Source organism: Brevundimonas sp. Leaf363 (genome assembly GCF_001424025.1).
GTDB lineage: Bacteria > Pseudomonadota > Alphaproteobacteria > Caulobacterales > Caulobacteraceae > Brevundimonas.
Window position 1 is genome coordinate 1,126,848 of the sequence record NZ_LMPZ01000002.1, and the last position, 21,472, is coordinate 1,148,319.

General features: G+C 68.8%; 19 protein-coding genes. 13 read left to right on the forward strand and 6 right to left on the reverse strand.

The features are described from left to right. The first annotated feature begins 26 nt into the window (after nt 1–26). The 9 genes from ASG17_RS08635 (at nt 27) to ASG17_RS08675 (ending at nt 8,474) form a co-directional block, all read left to right on the forward strand. The gene (locus tag ASG17_RS08635) at nt 27–587 is read left to right on the forward strand and encodes an adenylate kinase (protein ID WP_056101845.1); all 561 of its coding nucleotides are present in this window, start codon (nt 27–29) and stop codon (nt 585–587) included. Between the two features lie 9 nt (nt 588–596). Next, nucleotides 597–1,916, forward strand: a complete 1,320-nt coding sequence (locus tag ASG17_RS08640) for a methyltransferase domain-containing protein (RefSeq protein ID WP_056101847.1) — start codon at nt 597–599, stop codon at nt 1,914–1,916. Nucleotides 1,917–1,947: 31 nt separating this feature from the next. Then, nucleotides 1,948–2,703, forward strand: a complete 756-nt coding sequence (locus tag ASG17_RS08645; protein WP_082496162.1) for an energy transducer TonB — start codon at nt 1,948–1,950, stop codon at nt 2,701–2,703. Between the two features lie 79 nt (nt 2,704–2,782). Continuing rightward, nucleotides 2,783–5,269: a zinc-dependent metalloprotease gene (locus ASG17_RS08650; protein WP_235560390.1), complete on the forward strand. Its 2,487-nt coding sequence runs from the start codon at nt 2,783–2,785 to the stop codon at nt 5,267–5,269. 110 nt (nt 5,270–5,379) lie between these two features. Then, nucleotides 5,380–5,748 (forward strand): 30S ribosomal protein S13, encoded by a 369-nt coding sequence (gene rpsM / locus ASG17_RS08655; protein ID WP_056101849.1) that lies wholly within the window; start codon nt 5,380–5,382, stop codon nt 5,746–5,748. 10 nt (nt 5,749–5,758) lie between these two features. Beyond that, entirely contained in the window at nt 5,759–6,148 is a 390-nt protein-coding gene (rpsK, locus tag ASG17_RS08660; RefSeq protein ID WP_056101854.1) for a 30S ribosomal protein S11, read from the forward strand. Between the two features lie 99 nt (nt 6,149–6,247). Continuing rightward, a complete protein-coding gene (locus ASG17_RS08665; RefSeq protein ID WP_056101856.1) occupies nt 6,248–7,267 on the forward strand; it encodes a DNA-directed RNA polymerase subunit alpha in 1,020 nt (339 codons plus the stop codon). Nucleotides 7,268–7,363: 96 nt separating this feature from the next. Continuing rightward, nucleotides 7,364–7,783 carry a 50S ribosomal protein L17 gene (gene rplQ / locus ASG17_RS08670; protein ID WP_056101859.1) on the forward strand — a complete coding sequence of 140 codons (420 nt, stop codon included), beginning with the start codon at nt 7,364–7,366 and terminating at the stop codon, nt 7,781–7,783. Between the two features lie 226 nt (nt 7,784–8,009). Beyond that, nucleotides 8,010–8,474, forward strand: a complete 465-nt coding sequence (locus tag ASG17_RS08675; RefSeq protein WP_056101862.1) for a GNAT family N-acetyltransferase — start codon at nt 8,010–8,012, stop codon at nt 8,472–8,474. Between the two features lie 131 nt (nt 8,475–8,605). Here the strand turns inward: ASG17_RS08675 and ASG17_RS08680 are convergent, their stop codons facing one another. Both ASG17_RS08680 and ASG17_RS08685 read right to left on the reverse strand, forming a co-directional pair. Beyond that, a complete protein-coding gene (locus ASG17_RS08680; RefSeq protein WP_056101865.1) occupies nt 8,606–9,478 on the reverse strand; it encodes an ABC transporter permease subunit in 873 nt (290 codons plus the stop codon). Next, on the reverse strand, nt 9,468–10,379 hold the full coding sequence (locus ASG17_RS08685; RefSeq protein WP_056101868.1) for an ABC transporter ATP-binding protein: 912 nt from the start codon (nt 10,377–10,379) through the stop codon (nt 9,468–9,470). The genes ASG17_RS08680 and ASG17_RS08685 overlap by 11 nt, the downstream gene beginning before the upstream one ends. 282 nt (nt 10,380–10,661) lie before the next feature. On the opposite strand from ASG17_RS08685, the gene ASG17_RS08690 reads away from it, so the two are divergent. Together ASG17_RS08690 and ASG17_RS08695 are read left to right on the forward strand one after the other, a co-directional pair. Continuing rightward, the gene (locus ASG17_RS08690; RefSeq protein ID WP_056101871.1) at nt 10,662–11,891 is read left to right on the forward strand and encodes a TCR/Tet family MFS transporter; all 1,230 of its coding nucleotides are present in this window, start codon (nt 10,662–10,664) and stop codon (nt 11,889–11,891) included. Nucleotides 11,892–11,967: 76 nt separating this feature from the next. After that, complete coding sequence (locus ASG17_RS08695) at nt 11,968–13,362, forward strand: Do family serine endopeptidase (RefSeq protein ID WP_056103325.1); 1,395 nt, start codon at nt 11,968–11,970, stop codon at nt 13,360–13,362. A gap of 148 nt (nt 13,363–13,510) precedes the next feature. Here ASG17_RS08695 and ASG17_RS08700 read toward each other — a convergent pair whose 3' ends face one another. After that, nucleotides 13,511–13,930, reverse strand: a complete 420-nt coding sequence (locus tag ASG17_RS08700; RefSeq protein ID WP_056101875.1) for a glyoxalase/bleomycin resistance/extradiol dioxygenase family protein — start codon at nt 13,928–13,930, stop codon at nt 13,511–13,513. 69 nt (nt 13,931–13,999) lie between these two features. Here ASG17_RS08700 and ASG17_RS08705 point away from each other — a divergent pair, with 69 nt between their 5' ends. Both ASG17_RS08705 and ASG17_RS08710 read left to right on the forward strand, forming a co-directional pair. Further along, entirely contained in the window at nt 14,000–15,316 is a 1,317-nt protein-coding gene (locus ASG17_RS08705; RefSeq protein ID WP_056101878.1) for a replication-associated recombination protein A, read from the forward strand. A gap of 630 nt (nt 15,317–15,946) precedes the next feature. Continuing rightward, entirely contained in the window at nt 15,947–16,393 is a 447-nt protein-coding gene (locus ASG17_RS08710; protein ID WP_156367782.1) for a hypothetical protein, read from the forward strand. Here the strand turns inward: ASG17_RS08710 and ASG17_RS08715 are convergent, their stop codons facing one another. The 3 genes from ASG17_RS08715 to ASG17_RS08725 are packed head-to-tail and all read right to left on the reverse strand — an operon-like array spanning nt 16,394 to nt 21,302. Next, nucleotides 16,394–17,176 (reverse strand): thioredoxin domain-containing protein, encoded by a 783-nt coding sequence (locus tag ASG17_RS08715; protein WP_056101884.1) that lies wholly within the window; start codon nt 17,174–17,176, stop codon nt 16,394–16,396. A 6-nt stretch (nt 17,177–17,182) separates the two neighbouring features. After that, nucleotides 17,183–18,571, reverse strand: coding sequence for a M48 family metalloprotease (locus ASG17_RS08720; protein ID WP_056101886.1), 1,389 nt, complete (start codon nt 18,569–18,571; stop codon nt 17,183–17,185). 55 nt (nt 18,572–18,626) lie between these two features. Further along, the gene (locus ASG17_RS08725) at nt 18,627–21,302 is read right to left on the reverse strand and encodes a ribonuclease E/G (RefSeq protein ID WP_056101889.1); all 2,676 of its coding nucleotides are present in this window, start codon (nt 21,300–21,302) and stop codon (nt 18,627–18,629) included. Nucleotides 21,303–21,472 lie beyond the last annotated feature (170 nt).

Genomic DNA, 21,472 nt, shown 5'->3' on the forward strand with positions numbered 1-21,472 from the left:
AGCTCGAAACCGAGGGAGGGGCGGGCATGAACTTGATCCTGTTCGGCCCGCCTGCGGCGGGCAAGGGCACCCAGGCGGCGCGTCTGGTCAGGGAGCGTGGCATGGTCCAGCTCTCGACCGGCGACATGCTGCGGGCGGCCATCGCCTCGGGGTCCGAGCTGGGCCAGAAGTGTCAGGCCATCATGGCGCGCGGCGAGCTGATCGCCGACGACATCGTCATCGCCCTGATCGAGGACAAGCTGAAGGCGGCCGAGGACGCGGGCGGCGCCATCTTCGACGGCTTCCCCCGCACGGTGGCGCAGGCCGAGGCGCTGGACGCCATGCTGGCCGCCCTGGGCGAGAAGATCGACGCCGTGGTCCGGCTGAAGGTCGACGACACGGCGTTGCTGGAGCGCGTGTCCAAGCGCTACGCCGAGCAGGGCCGGCCGGACGACAACCCGGAAAGCTTCAAGGTCCGGCTGGAAGCCTACAACCGCAACACCGCGCCGCTGCTGCCGTACTACGCCGAGCAGGGCAAGCTGACCGAGATCGACGGCATGGGCACGATCGAGGCGGTCGCGACAGCCCTGGACGCCGCGCTGGCCTAGGAGGCGCGGATGCACGTCAGCTCGATGGAGAACATGCAGCGGTGTCACGACCGCTATGTTCTGGGGACCGAGCTGGGGCAGGCCGAGCGGGTGACCGTGCTCGATATCGGGGCGGCCGACGTCAACGGCAGCTATCGCACCATCTTCTCGGACCCGCGCTTCGACTACGTCGGCGCCGATCTGGAGGCGGGGCCGAACATCAGCATCGTGCTGGACGACCCCTACGTCCTGCCGCTGGCCGACCAGTCGATGGATATCGTGCTGAGCGGCCAGATGCTGGAGCACTGCGAGTTCTTCTGGCTGGCCTTCGCCGAGATGGTGCGGGTGTTGAAGCCGGGCGGGTTCATTTTTCTGATCGCGCCGTCGGCCGGGCCGATCCACCGCTATCCCGTCGACTGCTATCGCTTCTATCCGGACGCCTATGCGGCGCTGGCCAAGTACGCAGGGTGCGCCCTCGTCGATGTGTGGCGGGACGAGCGGCCGGCGTGGCATGATCTGGTCGGCGTCTTCTCGCGCGAGCCCCGTGAGAGGATCGCAACGACACCGGTCGAGGCACTGAAGGGATCGCCGCAGGCAGTCGAACGGGGGACGCCGGAGGAAGAAGCCACCAAGGGCGACCGCCCCTACCGCCAGGCGCTGGCGGACCTGCACGGACGGCTGACGCCGCAGCGGTATATCGAAGTCGGGGTGCGCGAGGGGCACAGCCTGGCGCTAGCTGAGTGCGAGGCCGTCGGGGTCGATCCCTTCCCGCAGATCACGGTGACGTTGCCGACGACGGCACGAGTCGTGACGATGACCAGCGACGACTATTTCGACGTGACGCCGCCGGATCAGCCGTTCGACCTGGCCTTCATCGACGGCATGCATCTGTTCGAGTTCGCGCTGCGAGACTTCATGAACCTGGAGCGGCGGATGTCGCCCTATGGGATGATCGTGATCGACGACATCCTGCCGAACCACGCGGCGCAGGCCGAGCGCCAGCGGAAGACCAAGGTCTGGACGGGCGACGTCTGGAAGCTGGCCGCCTGCCTAGCCGAGAGGCGGCCGGACCTGACGCTGACCTACCTCGACACTCATCCCACGGGCCTGCTGCTGATCACCGGCCTGGATCCCAAGACCGCGGTGCTGTGGGGGCTGTACAATCGGCTGCTGAAGGGCGGGCCCACCCGAGAGGCGCCACCGGTCGAGTTTGTGGAGCGCGGCATTGCGCGGCCCAGCACCGCCGAAAGCTTCGAGCCCCTGGTCGAGACGCTGAAGTCGGCGCGGGCGAAGCGGTTGAAGGTGCGCGCCGTGCAGGCGGCGCTGAAGACCCTGAACCTTCACGGCTGAACAGGCGGCGAGCGGAGGCGTTCTGGCTGGCATGGACCTGACGCCGCCTCAGCATGACGACGAAGACACCGCCCAGAAGCGTCGCAAGACGGCGCGCTGGCTGATCGCCGCGCTGTTCGTGGCGGGCCTGCACATCGGGCTGTTCTCGCTGTTGGCGGTGACGCGGCCGGACGTGTTGCCGGTCGACAGCCGCGTGATCGACGTCATCCTGTTCCGCCCCCCGCCCGTTTCACCGCCGCCGCCCGTGGTCGAGGCCCCGTCCGAAGACGCCGGCGGCGGCGCGCCGGCTGCGCCGTCCGTCGTTCGGACGCCGCCGGATCCACCGCGCCGGCCCGATGCGCCGGTCGCGCCGCCCAAGCCTGCGCCGGAGCCTACGCTGGTGGTCGGGGCCGCGCCCGTGGCCGATCCGACGCCGGGCATGGGGCAGGGCGGTCAGGGAACCGGATCGGGCGGCGGCAGCGGATCGGGCGCCGGGCCTGGTTCAGGCGGCGGGGCGGTCTTCGTGCGCGGGGCCTCGAACCGCGAGATCCTGGCGCTGGTTCCGCCCGAGGCGCGGCGTCAGCGTGTCGCCGGCCGCAGCGAGGTCAGCTGCGTCGTGCGCGCCGATACGCGGCTGGAGGACTGCCGCGTGGTGCGCGAGCAACCGGCGGGCTTCGGTTTCGGCGAGGCGGCGGTTCGGGTGGCCGAGGGCTATTTCCGCTTCCGCCCGCCGACGGACGGTTCCGGCCAGCCTGTCGAGGATTTCCGGGTCATCGTCTCGGTGCCGTTCGGTCGCCAGAGCAACTGAGGCCCGTCGGACCGCCGCCGCGTTGACACCGGCGGGCGGCGCGCGGCCTTATTGCGCCAAGTCGCGTGTGGGGGATGGCATGGCCTTGGGTTTGAAGACGGCGACGGCGCTCGCCCTGGTGCTGTCCCTGACGGCTGTTCCCGCCGCCTGGGCCGCCGATAACGCCCCCGCTTTCTATGAACAGAGCGTCGCCGGCATGACGCGGCAGGACGGCTTGATGCCTGTCTTCGTCGACGCTGCGGGCGGGCGGGTGCTGGTGCAGTTGCCGGCGGCGGCGTCCGACGGCGTGATGGCGCGGGTGATCCACCACACGGCGATGCGGACCGGCGTCGGATCGGCGGCGACAGGGCTGGACCGGGCCCAGATCGGCGCGACCAACATCCTGGCCTTCCGCCGTATCGGCAGGCGCGTGCTGGCCGAGTTCGAGAACCCCAAATACCGCGCGGCCAACGGCTCGGCGGACGAGCAGGCGGCGGCGCGCGACGCCTTCGTCGGCTCGACGGTGTGGGCCGGAGATGTCGTGGCGACGGCGCCGGACGGATCGGTGCTGGTGGATCTGTCCGGCTTCCTGACGCGCGACGCCATGGGGATCGTCCAGACGCTGAAGGGCGCCGGGCAGGGGACGTTGAGCCCCGTGGCCGACCTGACGCTGGTGGACGCCGCCGCGACCCGCAGCTTTCCGGAAAACCTGGAGATGGAGGCGCGCCTGACCTTTGCGGTCAGCGAGCCCGGGCCGGTTATCGGCCAGATCGCGCCGGAGCCGCGCCTGGCGACCTTCACCGTCCACCACAGCTTCATCCGGCTGCCCGACGAGGGCTATCAGACGCGCGACTTCGACCCGCGCACCGGCGCCTTCAACACCGTCGTCACCGACTATTCCGCGCCGCTGGACGAGGCGATGGTGCGGCGGCTGGCCAATCGGTTTCGACTGGTGAAGACCGACCCGGCGGCGGCGCGCTCGACCGTGGTGGAGCCCATCGTCTTTTACGTCGATCGCGCGGCGCCCGAGCCGATTCGTTCGGCCCTGGTCGAGGGCGCGTCCTGGTGGGCCGAGGCGTTCGACCAGGCGGGCTATATCGACGCCTTCCGCGTGTCGGTGCTGCCCGAAGGCGTCGATCCGCTGGACGCCCGCTACAACGTCATCAACTGGGTCAACCGGGCGACGCGCAGCTGGTCCTATGGCCAGAGCGTCGTCGATCCACGCACGGGCGAGATCGTCAAGGGGAGCGTGCTGCTGGGCTCGCTACGGATCCGGCAGGACATGCTGATCTTCGAGGGGCTGGTCGGGGCCGACCACACCGGGGACGGCTCGGTCAATGACCCGCAGCGCATCGCCCTGGCCCGTATCCGCCAGCTGGCGGCGCACGAGGTGGGTCACGCCATCGGTCTGCAGCACAACTTCGCGGGCTCGACCCAGGACCGGGCCTCGGTAATGGATTACCCGGTGCCGCGCATCACGATCGGCGCGGACGACGCCCTGGACTTCAGCGACGCCTATGATGTCGGCATGGGGGATTGGGACACCTTCGCCATCGATCAGCTGTATTCCGACGCCGATGCGGCGACGCGGGACGCGCGGGCGAAGGACGGCGCGGCGCGGTTGCGCTTCGTCAATGACAGCGATGCGCGCGTAGGCGGCGACGCCCAGCCGTGGGGCAGCCTGTGGGATAACGGCGCGGACCCGTTGGCGGAGCTGGATCACCTGATGCAGGTGCGCCGGATCGCGCTGGATCGGTTCGGGCTGAGGAACCTGCCCGAGGGCGCGGCGGTCAACGACCTGCGGCGGCGGCTGGTCCCGATCTATCTGTTCCACCGCTATCAGGTGGACGCGGTCGCCAAGCTGGTGGGCGGCATCGACTATGGCTATCCGGTCGCGGGCGGCGGGGCCGAGACGGCGACCCCCGTGCCGGCGGAGACCCAGCGCGCGGCGCTGGCGGCCCTGGTGCGAACCGTCCGTCCGGCGGAGCTGGACATCCCCGAGCCGCTGCTGGCCCTGCTGGCGGCCCAGCAGTCAGGGGAGGGCGATCCCCAGAACGACATCGAGGTGTTCCAGAGCCAGGAAGGCCGCGCCTTCGATCCGGGCGTGGCGGCCGACGTGGCGGCCGATGTGATGCTGGAGGCTCTGTTCGCGCCGCAGCGGGTCAACCGCCTGGCCGATGCGGGGCGGCGCGACGCCGGCGCCTTGGGCCTGGGCGAAACCATCGACACAGTCACCCGCGCCGCCTTCGCGCCCACTTCGGGCCGACTGGCCGAGCCTGCGCGGCGGGTGCAGGCCCAGACCGTGCTGGCGCTGGCCGGGCTGTTGCGCGGCACGGGCCTGTCCAGCACGTCGGCCGCGGTCATCGACGGGCGGCTGAACACGCTGGCGACGACGCTGAAGGCGTCCGCTGCGGCCGATCCTGTCCAGAGAGCGCACGATCGCTGGCTGGGGGCCCTGATCGGCGACCGCGAGCGCCTGGATCAGCTGCTGGCCGCCAAGCGTCACGCCCCGGCGACGCCGCCGGGCAGCCCCATCGGCGCCGAGACGGGATGGCACGACGGCGATCTGGCGACGCCCACCCGTTGACGAACGCTGAATCGGCTGTATAAGGCAGCCCTTCCGCGAAGACGCGTCACGCTCCTGGTCTGTTGACCGGAGCGGTTTCTGCGTCTGCTAACGCGCATCTGGAGACTTTCGTGGCCCGTATCGCTGGCGTCAACATTCCGACCAACAAGCGCGTCGAAATCGCGTTGCAGTACATCCACGGCATCGGCCCGGCCGCCGCCAAGGACATCGTGGGCAAGGTGGGCATCGAGTCCGCCCGCCGCGTCAACCAACTGACCGACGCCGAAGTGCTGCAGATCCGCGAGACGATCGACAAGGATCACACCGTCGAGGGCGACCTGCGCCGCGAGACGTCGATGAACATCAAGCGTCTGATGGACCTGGCCTGCTACCGCGGCCTGCGTCACCGCAAGGGCCTGCCGGTCCGCGGCCAGCGCACGCACACCAACGCCCGCACCCGCAAGGGTCCCGCCAAGCCGATCGCCGGCAAGAAGAAGTAAGAGCTGACACATGGCCAAGGAACCGGGTCGCGTTAAGAAGCGCGAGCGCAAGAACATCACTTCGGGCGTCGCCCACGTGAATGCGTCCTTCAACAACACGATGATCACGATCACGGACGCCCAGGGCAACGCGATCAGCTGGTCGTCGGCCGGCCACATGGGCTTCAAGGGTTCGCGCAAGTCGACCCCGTACGCCGCCCAGATGGCTGCTGAAGACGCGGGCAAGAAGGCGCAGGAACACGGCGTGAAGACGCTGGAAGTCAATGTGTCGGGCCCGGGTTCCGGCCGTGAATCGGCCCTGCGCGCCCTGTCGGCCGCCGGTCTGACCATCACGACCATTCGCGACGTCACGCCGATGCCGCACAACGGTTGCCGTCCGCCCAAGCGTCGCCGCGTCTAATCGATCGCTCGGCTCTCAGCCGAGAGACACTCACATACGCCGATCCCGACCTGGCCTGACGAGGCGGGGGATCGACGAACTCCGTTCCGAGGGACACATATGATCGAACGTAACTGGCAAGAGCTGATCCGTCCCGAGAAGCCGCAGATCGAGCTGGGCTCGGACTCCCAGCGCAAGGCCCGCCTGGTGGCCGAGCCGCTGGAACGCGGCTTCGGCGTGACGCTCGGCAACGCCCTGCGCCGCGTCCTTCTGTCGTCGCTGCAAGGCGCCGCCGTCACCGCGATCCAGATCGATGGCGTCGTGCACGAGTTCTCGTCGCTGGAAGGCGTGCGTGAAGACGTCGTCGACATCGTCCTGAACATTAAGCAACTGGCCCTGCGCATGCATGCCGAGGGTCCGAAGCGCATGACGCTGAAGGCCACCGGCCCCGGCGCCGTGACCGCCGGCCAGATCGACGTCCCGTCGGACATCGAAGTGCTGAACCCCGACCACGTGATCTGCACGCTGGACGACGGCGCGACCGTGCGCATGGAACTGACCGTCCAGAACGGCAAGGGCTATGTCGCGTCCGAGTTCAACCGTCCGGAAGACGCGCCGATCGGCCTGATCGCCGTCGACGCCCTGTATTCGCCGGTCAAGAAGGTCGCGTACCGCGTCGAGCCGACCCGTCAGGGCCAGTCGCTGGACTATGACAAGCTGGTGCTCGAAGTCGAAACCAACGGCGCCGTCTCGCCGGTTGACGCGGTGGCCTACGCCTCGCGCATCCTGCAAGACCAGCTGCAGATCTTCATCACCTTCGAAGAGCCCAAGAAGGCGGTCGAAGCGGCGGACGGCAAGCCCGACCTGCCGTTCAACCCGGCCCTGCTGAAGAAGGTCGACGAACTGGAGCTGTCGGTCCGTTCGGCCAACTGCCTGAAGAACGACAACATCGTCTACATCGGCGACCTGATCCAGAAGACCGAGGGCGAAATGCTTCGCACCCCGAACTTCGGCCGCAAGTCGCTGAACGAGATCAAGGAAGTTCTCGCGACGATGGGCCTCAGCCTCGGCATGGACGTGCCGAACTGGCCGCCCGAGAACATCGAAGACCTGGCCAAGAAGTTCGACGACCAGATCTAGTTTCAACCCGGCCGGCCCTTCGTCAGAGGGGCTGGTTAGAAGGAAGGGGCCCAGGTCCGCGGATGCGGAAACCAGGCCTGAGTAGGAGAGACCCCGATGCGCCACGGCGCCGCCCATCGCAAACTCGGCCGCACGGCCAGCCATCGCACCGCCATGTTCGCCAACATGGCTGCGTCGCTGATCAAGCACGAGCAGATCACCACGACCCTGCCGAAGGCCAAGGAACTGCGGCCGTTCGTCGAAAAGCTGGTGACGCTGGCCAAGCGCGGCGACCTGCACGCGCGTCGTCAGGCCATCAGCGCCGTCCGTGACGTGCCGCAAGTCGGCAAGCTGTTCGAAACGATCGGCCCGCGTTACGCCGAACGTCAGGGCGGCTACATCCGCATCATGAAGGCCGGTTATCGCCACGGTGACAACGCCGCCATGGCCGTGATCGAGTTCGTCGATCGCGACTCCGACGCCAAGGGCCTGGACTCCGGTCCGGTCTACGCCATCGAAGGCGACGACGAAGCCTAGGCCAGGTCAAACGACCCAGCACATTGAAGGGGCGGCCGGAGCGATCCGGCCGCCCCTTTTGCATTTCCCCCCGCCGCCATTCCGGGGCCGATTAGCGGAGTCCGGAACCCAGGTGACTGTGTAAGACGATCGATACATCCCGTCTTGAGCCTGATCCCCTGAGTTCGAGGCCTTCGCTTCGCTCGCCTCGGAATGACGAGAGCGAGGAAGGGATGTAGAGCGAGGCATGACCGTCGCCATCGTCCCCTTTCGAGCCGACCACGCCGCCGCATGGCGCGCGCTGAACGAGCACTGGATCCGGGCGGGCGGATACGCGATCGAGCCCAAGGACGATCTGGTGCTGGGCGATCCGGAGGAGGCGATCCTGTCGAAGGGCGGGGCCGTCTTCATCGTGGAGCGGAACGGCGCGGCGGTCGGCTGTTGTTCGCTGATGCGGATGGCCGACGGCGGCTATGAGGTCGGAAAGATGGCCGTCGACGCGGCGGCGCACGGGCAGGGGCTGGGCCGGCGATTGCTGGAAGCGTGCGAGGGCCATGCGCGGGCGGCGGGCGCGCCGCGCCTGTATCTGGAGACCAACAGCGCACAGACGCACGCCATCGCCCTGTATGAAGCCTTTGGCTTCTTGCACTTGCCGCCGCAGCCGACGCCCTATGCGCGGGCGAACGTCTTCATGGAGAAGGCGCTGGGGTAGCCCCTCCCTTTGCATGCGGCGGAAGCCGGCGCCGCGCATGAGCTGCGTGGGCTCGGTAGGCCGTCGCCGCCTCGGCCAAAGGACGGGATCCCGGCTTCCGCCGGGACGAGCGGACCAGGGGGAGCCGCCGCCTATTCTTTCGAAAGGTCCTGCCGGTTGAACCAGCCGATGGCCGCCGCGAGCGGCAGGAACATCCACATCAGCAGGCTGATGATCGCGCTGATCACCGCCCGGTTCGAAGCCAGTTGCGCGGCCGTGCCACCGACGATCTCGGCCTTCAGCACATCCATCGCGCCGCCAGGATTGATGGCCAGCGCGATCCAGCTGTCGCCCGACAGGCCGAACTGGGCCAGGGCGAAGGGCGAGAAGACCTGGGCGACGCCGACCACGATCGGCACGAACAGCGCCGCCAGAAGCGAGCGACTGGCTACCGCGACCAGCAGTCCCAGCATGGTGAACTGCACGATGCGCCAGAACGACAGCAGGAACAGCAGCGCCAGGCGGCCGAAGTCGCCGCCGCTGAAGGTGAAGGTCATGGGGGTGGCCAGGATGGCGGCCTTGATCAGAAGCTGGCCGACGCCGGCGACGGCCAGCACCAGCATCGCGACGAGGGTCAGCATCTTGAGCGCCGCGACCTTGCCCAGGATCAGGTTGGGGCGGGTGTTGCGCGCGCTGATCAGCCGCCACGTCTCCCAGCGATAGTCGCCGGCGTAGAGCGTCGCCGCGCCGATCAGGACGAACAGCAGGGTCGCCGGTCCGGCCAGACCGCCGGCGACCTCCAGCAAGCCCTGGCCCATGTCGATGCTGGGCTGCAGGGCCATCTGGACTTGTGGCGCCAACGGTTGCGACTTCGCCTGCGCCGCCATCATCATGGCCTTGAGGATCGCGTTGCCGATGACGCTGAACACCAGCGCCAGGATCGGCACGAAGAAGACGCTCCAGAACCAGGTCGTGCGGCTGCGGAGCAGGCGGTAGCCTTCGGCGAGGACGGCGTCAGCCAGCATGGTCGGGCTCCACGGTCTGGACCGCGCCGGTCTCGGTGAAGAAGACGCTTTCGAGGTCAGTGCCGACCCAGCGCGCCTCGGTGATGTCGACGCCGCTCTCGACGAGGCGGCGGATCAGGACGGGGGCGTCGGCGCGCGGCACGGGCACCAGCAGAGCCTCGCCCTCGGCCGTGGCGCCAGGGCCGACGATGGTCAGGGCCTGCTCGCGCGGGCTGACGATCAGGCGCAGGCGTTCCCCCGTGGCGGTCAGTTCGGTGACCGCGCCTTCGCGCACCCGCTTGCCCCTGTTCAGGATGGCGACGCGGTCGCAGACGCGCTGGACCTCCAGCAGCTGGTGGCTGGCCAGGACGACGGTGACGCCGTCGTCGGTGGCCAGGCTGCGGATCAGGGCGCGCATCTCCTGGATGCCGGGCGGATCCATGCCGCTGGTCGGCTCATCCAGGATGACCAGCTCCGGCCGGGTCATCAGGGCGGCGGCGACGCCCAGCCGTTGCAGCATGCCGACCGAGAAACCGCGCACGCGCCGGTCGGCCGCCTCGGTCAGGCCGACACGCTCCAGCCAGTATGCGATCTCGGCCCTGGGCCCCAGGCCGTGCTCCAGCGACAGCCAGGTCAGAACTTCGCGCGCGGTCAGGAAGGGCGGGAAGCGCGGCGTCTCGATCATCGAGCCCATGCGGCGCATGGCGGCCACGTCGCCCACGGCGCCGCCCATGATCCGCGCCTCGCCGGAGGTCGGCTTGATCAGCCCCAGCAACACCCGGAACAGGGTCGACTTGCCGGCGCCGTTGGGGCCGAGCACGCCATAGACCCCGCCCTTCGGAATGGTCAGGTCCAGCCCGGCCAGGGCGTGGACGGTCCCGTAGGTCTTGGTCAGGCCGCGGGTCTCGATGACAGCGTTCATGGCGGGGAGATTGGCCGGACAGGAACCGTCCGTCCAGCCGCCCCGAGGCCGTCGTGGATTAAGCTTAAGCAATGTCGGGCCGCGCAAGGACTGAACGTCACTCCGGGACCGCGCAAGCGGAACCCGGAACACGAGCGACTGAGTGCGTCGGCCGACGGTTCGACCCTAGAGTGCAAACTCCCGGGCTCCGGGTTTCGCTACGCTCGCTCCCTGAATGACGAAGACGGGTGGGGAGACGGCGGCGCAGGGGAGGGCTAAAAGCGCTTCCCCACGAGGCGAACGATGTTCAAGCTCCATCACGGGCGCGCCGCGCTCGCCTTCATCCTGATCACCGCCTGCCTCGACATCGTGGCGATGGGGCTGATCATCCCGGTGCTGCCGCAGCTGATTGAGGGCTTCGTCGGGTCGAACGCGCAGGCGGGCGTCTGGACGGGCGTGTTCGTCGCGCTTTGGGCGGGGATGCAGTTCGTCGCGTCGCCGGTGATCGGGTCGCTGTCTGACCAGTATGGGCGGCGGCCGGTGATCCTGCTCAGCTGCGCCGGGCTGGCCATCGACTATGTGCTGATGGCGGTGGCGCCGAACCTGTGGTGGCTGGCGGTCGGGCGACTGATCGCGGGGGTGACGTCGTCCAGCTTCACGACCGTCTACGCCTATATGGCCGACATCACCGAGCCGGAGAAGCGGGCGCGGGCCTATGGGCTGATCGGCGCGGCCTTCTCGGGCGGGTTCGTGCTGGGGCCGGTGCTGGGCGGGTTCATCGGCGAGCTGGGGCCGCGCGCGCCCTTCTGGACGGCGGCGGTGATGTCGGGGCTGGCGTTCCTGTACGGGGCTTTTGTGCTGCCGGAGAGCTTGGCGAAGGACAAGCGGATGAAGTTCAGCTGGGCGCGAGCCAATCCGATCGGGTCGCTGATCCTGCTGCGGCGGCATGCAGACCTGACGTCGCTGGCGGTCGTGACCTTCCTGCTGCACTTCTCGCACCACGTCTTCTCGACCGTCTTCGTGCTGTATGCGGCGCTGCGCTACGGTTGGGGGCCGTGGCAGGTGGGGCTGCTGCTGGCCATGGTCGGGGCGATGGACATGGTGGTCCAGGCGGGCCTGACGGGACGCATCGTCGACAGGCTGGGCGACCGGCGGACGATGATCCTGGGTTTCATGGGCGGCACGGTCGGACTGGCCATGATGGGCTGGGCGCCGACGCCCTGGCTGTTCATCGCGGCCATGCTGCCCAACGCCCTGTGGGGCGTCGCCATGCCGACGCTGCAGTCGCTGATGACGCGGCGGGTGGGCGAGGACGAGCAGGGCCAGTTGCAGGGCGCGAGCATGAGCGTCGGGTCGATCGCCGGGGTCATGTCGCCGCTGTTCTTCGGCTGGATCTACACCCTGTCGGCCGGGCCGCAGGCCGTGATCCCGCATCCGGGCCTGGCCTTCTTCATCGCCGCGGGGGTGATGCTGATCGCCATCCTGATCGCCCGGTTCGGTGCGCGGGAACCGCAGCAGTCGCCGGCCGCTTAGGGGGCTCGGCGCCGCCATGATCCGGCCGAAAAGCCGGAGGCAAATGCGCCCGCCCATGCTCAAGCTCCGAGACCTGATGAAGCCCTCGACCCTCGCCGTCGCCGCCGTTCTGGCCCTCGCCGCCTGCGGCCGTTCCGATCCCTCCCGCGCCCAGGACGAGGTCTTCGCCGACGCCAACCGCGTCGTGCCGTCGGACGCCCAGGGTATGAAGTCCAGCTTCGCCCCCGTGGTGCGCTCGGCCGCGCCCGCCGTGGTCAACATCTCGGCCCGCACGGTCCAGCGGATTCAGGCCGACCCCTTCTTTCAGATGTTCGGCGGCGGCATGCCCCAGCAGCGCGTGGCCGAATCCATCGGCTCGGGCGTCATCGTCCGGTCCGAGGGCATCGTGGTGACCAACAACCACGTCATCGAAAACGCCCAGCAGATCCGCGTCACCCTGAACGACCGGCGCGAGTATTCCGCGACCGTCGTCCTGGCCGACGAGCGTTCGGACATCGCGGTGCTGAAGCTGGAAGGCGTGGGCGAGCGACTGCCGACCCTCAACATCGATGACCGCGAGCAGCAGCAGGTCGGCGACCTGGTGCTGGCCATCGGCAATCCGTTCGGCGTCGGCCAGACGGTGACAAACGGCATCATCTCGGCCCTGAACCGGACCGAGACGGGCATTTCGGACTCGGGCTCGTTCATCCAGACGGACGCGGCCATCAATCCGGGCAACTCCGGTGGGGCGCTGGTCGACATGGACGGCGACCTGATCGGCATCAACACCGCCATCTTCTCGCGCAGCGGCTCTTCGTCCGGCGTCGGCTTCGCCATTCCGGCTTCGATGGTGAAGCGTGTGGTGGACAGCGCCGTGGGCGGGGCGACCGCCGTGGTGCGGCCGTGGCTGGGCGTGAAGGGGCAGGGGGTGTCGGCCGACATCGCCCGCAGCCTGGGGCTGGAGCGGCCTCAAGGGCTGGTCGTCTCGGATGTCTACGCCAACGGGCCGGCGGCCAAGGCCGGCATTCGCGAGTGCGACATCATCACCGCCGTCGACGGCCAGGAGGTCAACGACCAGGGCGGCCTGAACTTCCGCGTCGGGGCGCATGACCCGAACGAGACGGCCGAGATCACCCTGCTGCGCGACGGCCGCAGTCAGACGGTGCGAGCGCGGGTCGAGCGGCTGCCGGGCAATGCGGACCTGGAGCGAGCGACGACGATCTCATCCGGGGCCCTGACCGGCGCGCAGGTGCTGGGCCTCAACCCGGCGCTGGCCGACAGCCTGGGCGGCGATCCGTTCGCGTCCGGCGTCATCATCGCCCGCATCCAGCGCGGCAGCTATGCGAACCGCATCGGCCTGCAGACCGGCGATCTGATCGTGTCGCTGAACGGCCGGGCGGTGACGGCCACCAACGCGCTGACCAACGTCCAGCGAGGCGACGAGGTGACCATCGAGCGGCGCGGCCAGCGGATTACCGGGCGGGTTCGGTAGCTTCCCGAACGCTCTCCGCCCCCTGGGCGGAGACAGGCGCCGAAGGCGCCAGAGGCGGGCCCGAGGATAAAGACGCGCCCTGAACTTGCCCGCCTCTGCTCGCTGCGCTCGCTGTCTCCGCCCAGCGGGCGGAGAGCGTCTCGCGCCCTTACTTCCTGATCGGGCTGCCGATCGACCAGCTGTGACCGAACGGATCGCGCAGTTGGCCGTAGCGGTCGCCCCAGAACTGGTCGGCCAGGGGCAGGATGGGGACGCCGCCGTTGATGACCGCGCGGTTCCACCATTCGTCGGCGTCGTCGACCTGCAGGTGCAGGGTCATGCCCTTGGGCGTGATGTCGGCCTCGTGTCCATACTCGGGAAACTCGTCGTGCAGCATGACGCTGGCGCCGTTGATGATCAGGTGGGCGTGCATCAGGCGCTCGCCGTCCTCGGCCAGGCGCTGGTCCCTGATCTCGGCGCCGAAGGCGCGGGCGTAGAACTCCAGCGCCGCCAGACCGCCGCGAGACGGAATGATCAGGTGAGGCGTCACGCCTTGCGTCGGGCCTTGGTCGGGATGGGCGTCGGTCATGACGAACTCCGAGGGGAAGAGGGTATTCTAACGCGTGAAACCGATCTGACGACGGCCTAGAAGACACATATGACGGACCTGTTCGAAGCCGCCGGCGTGCATCCGCCCGACGCACCCCTGGCCGACCGGCTGCGGCCGCGCGCGCTGGGCGAGGTGGTGGGCCAGGATCATCTGCTGGGCGAGGGCGGTCCCATCCGGCGGATGGTGGACTCGGGCCGTCTGGGTTCGATGATCCTTTGGGGGCCGCCCGGGACCGGCAAGACCACCATCGCGCGCCTGCTGGCCCAGGCGGCGGGCTATCAGTATCAGCAGATCAGCGCGGTCTTCAGCGGCGTCGCGGACCTGAAGAAAGCCTTCGAGACCGCGCGGACGCGGCGGGCGGCCGGGCAGTCCACCCTGTTGTTCGTGGACGAGATCCACCGCTTCAACCGCGCCCAGCAGGACGGCTTCCTGCCCTTCGTGGAGGAGGGGGTGGTCACGCTGGTCGGGGCGACGACCGAGAACCCCAGCTTCGAGCTGAACGGAGCCCTGCTGTCGCGCTCGCAGGTCTTCGTGCTGAAGCGGCTGGACGATGTGGCGCTGGACCAGCTGCTGACGCGGGCCGAGGCGCATGAGGGGCGGGCTCTACCGCTGACGCCCGAGGCGCGGCAGGCGCTGCTGGCGCTGGCGGACGGCGACGGCCGCTATCTGCTGACCATGACCGAGACGCTGTTCGCCCTGCCAGAGGAGCCCGTGCTGGACGTTCAGGCGCTGGCCGGCACGCTGCAGCGCCGCGCGCCCGCCTACGACAAGTCGCGCGAGGAGCACTACAATCTGATCTCAGCTCTGCATAAGTCTGTGCGCGGGTCCGATCCGGACGCGGCGCTATACTGGCTGGCGCGGATGCTGAACGGCGGCGAGGACCCGCTGTATCTGGCGCGGCGCATCGTGCGGATGGCGGTCGAGGACATCGGCGAGGCCGATCCCCTGTCCATCCTGGTCGCCAATGCGGCCAAGGACACATACGACTTCCTGGGCAGCCCCGAAGGCGAGCTCGCCCTCGCCCAGGCGGTCGTTCACCTGTCGACCGCGCCCAAGTCTGTGGGGGTGTACGAGGCCTATAAGGCGGCCAAGCGGGCGGCGTCCGAAACCGGCTCCCTGATGCCGCCGGCCCATATCCGCAACGCCCCGACCAAGCTGATGAAGTCGCTGGGCTACGGCCAGGGCTACCAGTACGACCCCGACACCGCCGAAGGCTTTTCGGGCGCCAACTACTTCCCCGACGAGATGGAACGCCGCGTCTTCTATAAGCCCAAGGGCGAGGGGCACGAGGCCAAGATCAAGGAACGGCTGGAACGCTGGGCCGAGATGCGGGCGCGAATGCAGGGGGAGGGCGGTGGTGATTGATTGGGTCGCCGCGCTGGCTGCGGCCATTGCTGTCACTAGGCCGGACGGCGAACAGACGGCATGGCCTGAACCCCAGCCTCGCGAACAGTACGAGACCATCGTCCCTTCGGGCTTGGGCGGATATCCAGCCATCGAGGTGATCCACCGAACCGGCGATGGCGCATTGTTGAACCAGGTCCTATTCGAGATGGTCTGGGACAGCACCTCCTCGGACATTCCAAGGCGTCGATACTGGGTGGCGCGCTACCGGGGGTGGCCGCGCGATGCGGGGCTTTGGCCACCGGTTCCGAGTTATCCAACCGGGCAGTTCGAGGCGAACTCGGACACCTGCCCCGAAATCCACCGCGTGGTGGCCAGGTTGGGAGACGTGGATCGGCTATCGCTCCAACAGCCTGATCTTCAGGCCGTGACACCTCGCCCTCCGCCCGCGCCCTTGGCGGATGCGGACCTGTATACGATCCGAACCACGGCCAGCAGTGAGAGTAGTTTCGGGCCACGCGTCACGATGACGGGTTCGGGCGGCGGGTACGTCGAATGGGCGAAATCGGCTCAGACAGCGCTCACCCCCTGCTGGTTTACTTCCAAGCCCTAGGCGATCAGTGTTCGGCCATCCATTCCTTGGAGGGGACGATGACGGAACTGGGCCTGACGACGAAGACGCCGTGGCATCTGTGGGTGATCGGCGTGGTGTCCCTGCTGTGGAACGGCTTCGGCGCGTTCGACTTCGTAAACTCGGCGATCCGAGGCGAGGAATACTATCGCCAGATGGGCATGGCCGAGCAGGCTATCGCCCTGATGCAGACCTATCCGAACTGGATGTGGATCGTCTGGTTCGTGGGCGTGTTCGGCGGGCTGGCCGGGTCGATCCTGCTGCTGCTGCGTCGTCGCTGGACGTTCGAGGTCTGGGCTGCGTCGGTCGCGGCGGCGGTGATCAGCCTGATCTACTGCGCCTTCCTGTCGGACATGCTGAAGACCATGGGCGTCGGTATGATCGTCATGCCGGTGGTCATCGTCATCATCGCCGGTCTGCTGGTCTGGTACGCCCATGCCATGCGCAAGCGCGGCGTGCTGCGGTAGTCAGCGTCTCGCCGCCTCGATCTGGCGGGTGACGTCCGCCGGTTCGATGGTCGTGCTGGCCACGCCGTTGATGAAGAAGGTCGGCGTGCCCTGCAGCCTCAGCGCCAGGGCCGCCGCGTCGGTGGCGGCCAGGTGGGCGGAGACGTCCGCGCTGGCCATCACAGCCTTGGCCTGAGCCAGGTCGACGCCGTTCTCGACCAGGATCTGATCGATGGAGGCGGGGGTTAGCTGCGGCTCGGCCATCAGAGCGGTGAAGACCGGCAGGTATTTGCCCTGGCGATTGGCGGCCTGGGCCGCGCGGGCGGCGTAGTGGCTGGGGCCGGTCGGATCGCCGCGGTCGATGATCGCCCAGTCCTTGAAGACGAAGCGCACGTCCGGGTGGCTCTGGATCATCTCCAGCACGCCCGGCGCGGTCGCCTTGCAGCCCGGGCAGCGGAAGTCGAAGAACTCCACCACCGTCACCTTCGCATTCGCCGGGCCGATGGCGGGGTCGCGGGCGTCGACGGCGAGCAGGGCCGGGTTGGCGCGGGCGGCGGCGTTGATCTGGTCAGCCGTGCCGGCGTCGGCCTTGGCCTGCCGGGCGGCGACAACCTCGTCCAATACCTCCGGATGGGCGACCAGATAGGCGCGCACCTTGCCGCCGAAATCGCCGCCGGACAGATAGGGCGCCGCCGCCAGTCCCAGCGCCACGACGGACAGGCCGACGGCTGCCCATGACAGATACTGCGGCTTAGGCCGGCTGGTTTCGGCGGTCGTTTCGGGCGGTGTGGTGTCGTCGGTCATGCAGCCTCAGTTGTCGCCCGCGCGCTCGCGTTCCTGGCGGCGCTCCAGATCCTGCAGGTCGTTCATGGTGGCCCCGGATGCAAGGACGATGTCGGTGGCCCGGCGCCATTCGTTCGAGCTGCGGTCCAGCATGTCGCGGGCGCGCAGGGCGAACTGGGTCGCTTGTTCGTCGCGGCCCATGGCGAAATAGTATTCGGCCGAGGCCAGGCGCGCCGCGCCGTCCTTGCCCTGACTGGCGTAGGCTTGGGCCAGCAGACGCCATGCCAGGGTGTTGTCGCCCTCCACCGCCGTGGCGCGCTTCAGCTGGTCGATGGCGGCGTCCAGGCGCTCCGGATCGTTCGTTTCGATCATGGCGTGGGCCAGGTTGATGCGCAGCAGGGGCGCATCGGGCTTAAGCTCCACCGAGCGCTGGTGGGCGTCGATGGCCTCCAGCGCGCGGCCTTCCTCGAACAGGATCTGGCCTTTCAGCTCCCAATAGTAGGGGTCATCCGGCGTCTCGGCGATCAGCGCCTCCACGGCCGTCAGCGCCTTTTCCGTCTGGCCGTCGCGATACCAGGCGATGGCGCGGGCGTAGCGGGCGGGCAGGGAGGTGTCCGACATCGGATAGGCCCGCAGCGTCGTGTTCGGCGGGTCCATGAAGCCGTGGATCTTGGCGATGATCAGGGCGTGCTGGGCCAGACGCTCCGGACTGTCGCGATGGTCGTAGTGGGCGGCGGCCTCGACGGGGCGGCGCAGGGCTTCGATGCGGTCGGACGACAGCGGGTGGCTGCGGAAATAGGGGTAGCGGCGGGCGTCGGAGAACACCTCCTGCGAGCGGAAGTTCTCGAAGAAGTCGACCAGACCCTTGCCGCTCTCGCCGGCCCGTTCCAGCGCGCGCGCGCCGGTGATGTCAGCCTCGCCCTCCTGACCCTGCATGTAGTGCAGGGCGCCGATGGCCCCGAAATAGCTGCTGGAGCCGATCAGGGCCATGCCCGCGCCCGGCTCGCCCGCCAGCGTCGCCAGGGCGCCCAGCGCCATGCTCATGATGTAGGGCTGCATTCCCGCGTCCTGAGCGCCGGTGCGCAGGGTGTGGCGGTTCTTCACGTGCCCCGCCTCGTGGGCGATCACGCCCAGCAGTTCGTTGGGTGAGCGGGTGCGCAGGATCAGGCCGGTGTTGATGCCGATGCGGCGCCCCGGCGTGGCGAAGGCGTTCAGGTCAGCGTCGTTGACCAGCAGGATCTCGACGTCGGCGGGCGCCAGGCCCATCGCATCCAGCACGGGGTCCGACCACTCGCGGATGATGCCTTCGATCTCGGTGTCGCGGATCAGGCTCTGGGCGGCCGCCGGCGCGGCCGCGCCAAGCGTCAGCGCCGCGAAGGCGCCGATGCCGATCAGGAAACGGGGAAGCCGACCCATGGCGATTTCCTCAAGTCCGGCCCCCGCCGCATCCTGTCACTTTAGCCCTGTCGGATCACCGACGCCACCACCCACGCTTGGGCTTCTCGGGGGGCGCGACGATCTGCGCCGGATCGTCGGCGATGATGGCGCTGAGATCCGCTTCCGGGGCCGGGTGGGGCGTGTGGTCCCTCGTCTCGACCGGATCGGACGAGACCTCGACGGCTGAGACCTCGGGAGCCGGGACCTCGGCGACGGGCTCCAGGGCCGGTTCAGGCGGGATCGGCGCAGAGACGTCGGCGTCGGCGTCGGCGTCGATCACAGGGTCGGCGGCCGCCTCAGTGGCGTCCGGCTCGGACGCAACGTCCGTTTCCGCGACGACGTCGGCGGCGGGCTTGCGACGCACGCGGCGACGCTTGGGCTCGACCACCTCGACGGGGGCGACGTCGGCGGCCGGCGCCGCATAGGCGTCCGACGCTTCCACGACGACGTCGTCGCTGTCCGTGAGCGGGGCGGATGCGACGGCGTCCAGATCGCCCGTCTGATCGCCACCGGCGCCGCCACGACCGCGGCCACGGCCACGACGGCGACGGCGGCTTCCGCCCTCGCGGGCTTCGCCATCCGCCTCGGTAGCCAGCGACGGGGTTTCCGACTGGGTTTCGTCGCGAACACGCTCGGGCCGCTCGGCGCGCTCGGGCCGTTCCGGGTTCAGCGGGTCGAACCAGACGAAGGGATCGTCCAGCGACGGGGTGCGGGCGCGGACCCAGGTGAAGCCGTCGCGCTCGCTGGCGTCCTCGCGGACCCGGCGACCGCCGCGGCGACCCCGGCGGCGGCGGCGGCCGCCCTCGCTGTCGTCGTCGCCGTCCTCGACATCGGCCAGGCTGACGGTGTCCTCGACCGCGACGGGCGCCTCGTCGCGGCGTCCGCTGCGGCCCCGGCCGCGACGACGGCCGCGGCCGCCTTCGCGGTCGCCGTCGTGCTGCTCGGTGCGCTCGCGCGGTTCGTCGTCGTCGCTGTCTTCGCGATCCAGCGCGTCGTCGTCCTGCTCGATGACCTCATCGTCGTCCTCGACGTCATCGAAGACCGCCGAATCGTCGAAGCCGTCGTCCAGATCGGCCAGCGACGTCGTCGGCTCGGGCGGGGTGAAGTCCTCGTTGGTCTCGGTACGCTCGATCGTGTGATCGCCGGGCGCGATGGTGTCGTCGATCAGGATGACCACGTTCAGGCCGCGCGTGACCAGCAGGCTCTGCAGATACTCGCGCTTGTGGTTCAGGATGTAGAGGGCGACCGAGGTGGCCAGGCGCAGGTTGACCGAACCGGCCCCGTTCTTGCCGGCCTCGATGTCGACGGCGCGCAGGGTGACCAGCGCGGCGCTCTCGGCCGAGCGGACACGCCCGGCGCCCTGGCAGTGCGGGCAGACCTCGGTGGCGCCTTCGATCACGCCCAGGCGGCGGCGCTGGCGGCTGATTTCCATCAGGCCGAAGCTGGAGATCTTGCCCATCTGGATGCGCGCGCGGTCGGCGGCCAGGGCGTCCTTGAGGCACTTCTCGACGGTCCGGTTGTTCTTGGACTCGTCCATGTCGATGAAGTCGATGACGATCAGGCCGGCCAGGTCGCGCAAACGCAGCTGGCGGGCGGCCTCGGCGGCGGCCTCCATGTTCGTCTTGAAGGCCGTCTGCTCGATGTTCCGCTCTTTCGTCGCGCGGCCCGAGTTGACGTCGATGGCGACCAGCGCCTCGGTCTGGTTGATCACCAGATAGCCGCCGGACTTCAGCGGGACGATCGGCTGGTGGATTTCCGTCAGCACGTCCTCGATGCCCGAGGCGGCGAACAGCGGGCGCGAGCCCTGGTACAGGTGGATCTTCTTGGCCTGCGACGGCATCAGCACGCGCATGAAGTCGCGGGCGGCCTTGAAGCCCTCGAGGCCCTCGACCTGGATGCCGTCGAAGTCCTTGTCGAACATGTCCCGCACGGCGCGGCGGACCAGGTTCTCTTCCTCGTAGATCAGCGCCGGGGCGTTGGACGCCAGGGTGGTCTCGCGGATCGTCTCCCACAGGCGAAGTAGATAGTCGTAGTCGCGGCTGATCTCGGCCTTGGTGCGCTTGGCGCCGGCGGTCCGGATGATGAGGCCCATGCCTTTCGGCACGTCCAGTGCGGCGGCGGCGGACTTCAGGCGCCTGCGGTCCGAGGTGTTGGTGATCTTGCGGCTGATGCCGCCGCCCTTGCCGGTGTTGGGCATCAGAACGCAGTAGCGGCCGGCCAGCGACAGCCAGGTGGTCAGGGCCGCGCCCTTGCCGCCGCGCTCGTCCTTGACGACTTGAACCAGCAGGATCTGGCGGCGCTTGATGACGTCCTGGATCTTGTAGCGCCGCATGAGGCGACGCTTCAGGCGTTCTTCCTCGGCCAGACCGCCTTCGGATTCGCCGTCGTCGCTGTCGCGGGCGTGATCGTCGTCATGATCGTCGTCGTCGTGCGGCTCGGCCATGATGGCTTCGCGGTCGGCGACCGGGATCTGATAGTAATCCGGGTGGATTTCGTTGAAGGCCAGGAAGCCGTGGCGGTTGCCGCCGTATTCGACGAAGGCGGCCTGCAGGCTGGGCTCTACGCGGGTGACCTTGGCGAGGTAGATGTTGCCCCGCAGTTGGCGCTTGCCGCGGGACTCGAAATCGAACTCCTCAACGCGGCGTCCGTCCACGATTGCGACGCGGGTCTCTTCCGCATGGGCCGCATCGATCAGCATCGTCTTTGACATCAGAAATCTCTCTCTGGCGCGCTCGGCCGGGCCCTCGCAGGACTCCGGCGGCTCGCCGAACAGGGTGGGGGAAGGCCCAGGCGCGAATCATCCCCTCGCCGGCGACAACTGCGGCCGGAAACTGTTGGGGAGCGCTGGCGGGATGGGCCATCGGGTTCAAGCATCGATCC

What these genes read in the sequence shown, in the direction of transcription:
- ASG17_RS08685 (WP_056101868.1), bottom strand. Translation starts at nt 10,379, where the DNA reads ATGAACGCTGTCATCGAGACCCGCGGCCTGACCAAGACCTACGGGACC.
- ASG17_RS08715 (WP_056101884.1), bottom strand. Translation starts at nt 17,176, where the DNA reads ATGACCGACGACACCACACCGCCCGAAACGACCGCCGAAACCAGCCGG.
- ASG17_RS08645 (WP_082496162.1), top strand. Translation starts at nt 1,948, where the DNA reads ATGGACCTGACGCCGCCTCAGCATGACGACGAAGACACCGCCCAGAAG.
- ASG17_RS08675 (WP_056101862.1), top strand. Translation starts at nt 8,010, where the DNA reads ATGACCGTCGCCATCGTCCCCTTTCGAGCCGACCACGCCGCCGCATGG.
- ASG17_RS08665 (WP_056101856.1), top strand. Translation starts at nt 6,248, where the DNA reads ATGATCGAACGTAACTGGCAAGAGCTGATCCGTCCCGAGAAGCCGCAG.
- ASG17_RS08725 (WP_056101889.1), bottom strand. Translation starts at nt 21,302, where the DNA reads ATGTCAAAGACGATGCTGATCGATGCGGCCCATGCGGAAGAGACCCGC.
- ASG17_RS08635 (WP_056101845.1), top strand. Translation starts at nt 27, where the DNA reads ATGAACTTGATCCTGTTCGGCCCGCCTGCGGCGGGCAAGGGCACCCAG.
- ASG17_RS08640 (WP_056101847.1), top strand. Translation starts at nt 597, where the DNA reads ATGCACGTCAGCTCGATGGAGAACATGCAGCGGTGTCACGACCGCTAT.
- ASG17_RS08690 (WP_056101871.1), top strand. Translation starts at nt 10,662, where the DNA reads ATGTTCAAGCTCCATCACGGGCGCGCCGCGCTCGCCTTCATCCTGATC.
- ASG17_RS08720 (WP_056101886.1), bottom strand. Translation starts at nt 18,571, where the DNA reads ATGGGTCGGCTTCCCCGTTTCCTGATCGGCATCGGCGCCTTCGCGGCG.
- ASG17_RS08700 (WP_056101875.1), bottom strand. Translation starts at nt 13,930, where the DNA reads ATGACCGACGCCCATCCCGACCAAGGCCCGACGCAAGGCGTGACGCCT.
- ASG17_RS08710 (WP_156367782.1), top strand. Translation starts at nt 15,947, where the DNA reads ATGACGGAACTGGGCCTGACGACGAAGACGCCGTGGCATCTGTGGGTG.
- ASG17_RS08695 (WP_056103325.1), top strand. Translation starts at nt 11,968, where the DNA reads ATGAAGCCCTCGACCCTCGCCGTCGCCGCCGTTCTGGCCCTCGCCGCC.
- rpsK (WP_056101854.1), top strand. Translation starts at nt 5,759, where the DNA reads ATGGCCAAGGAACCGGGTCGCGTTAAGAAGCGCGAGCGCAAGAACATC.
- ASG17_RS08680 (WP_056101865.1), bottom strand. Translation starts at nt 9,478, where the DNA reads ATGCTGGCTGACGCCGTCCTCGCCGAAGGCTACCGCCTGCTCCGCAGC.
- ASG17_RS08705 (WP_056101878.1), top strand. Translation starts at nt 14,000, where the DNA reads ATGACGGACCTGTTCGAAGCCGCCGGCGTGCATCCGCCCGACGCACCC.
- ASG17_RS08650 (WP_235560390.1), top strand. Translation starts at nt 2,783, where the DNA reads ATGGCCTTGGGTTTGAAGACGGCGACGGCGCTCGCCCTGGTGCTGTCC.
- rplQ (WP_056101859.1), top strand. Translation starts at nt 7,364, where the DNA reads ATGCGCCACGGCGCCGCCCATCGCAAACTCGGCCGCACGGCCAGCCAT.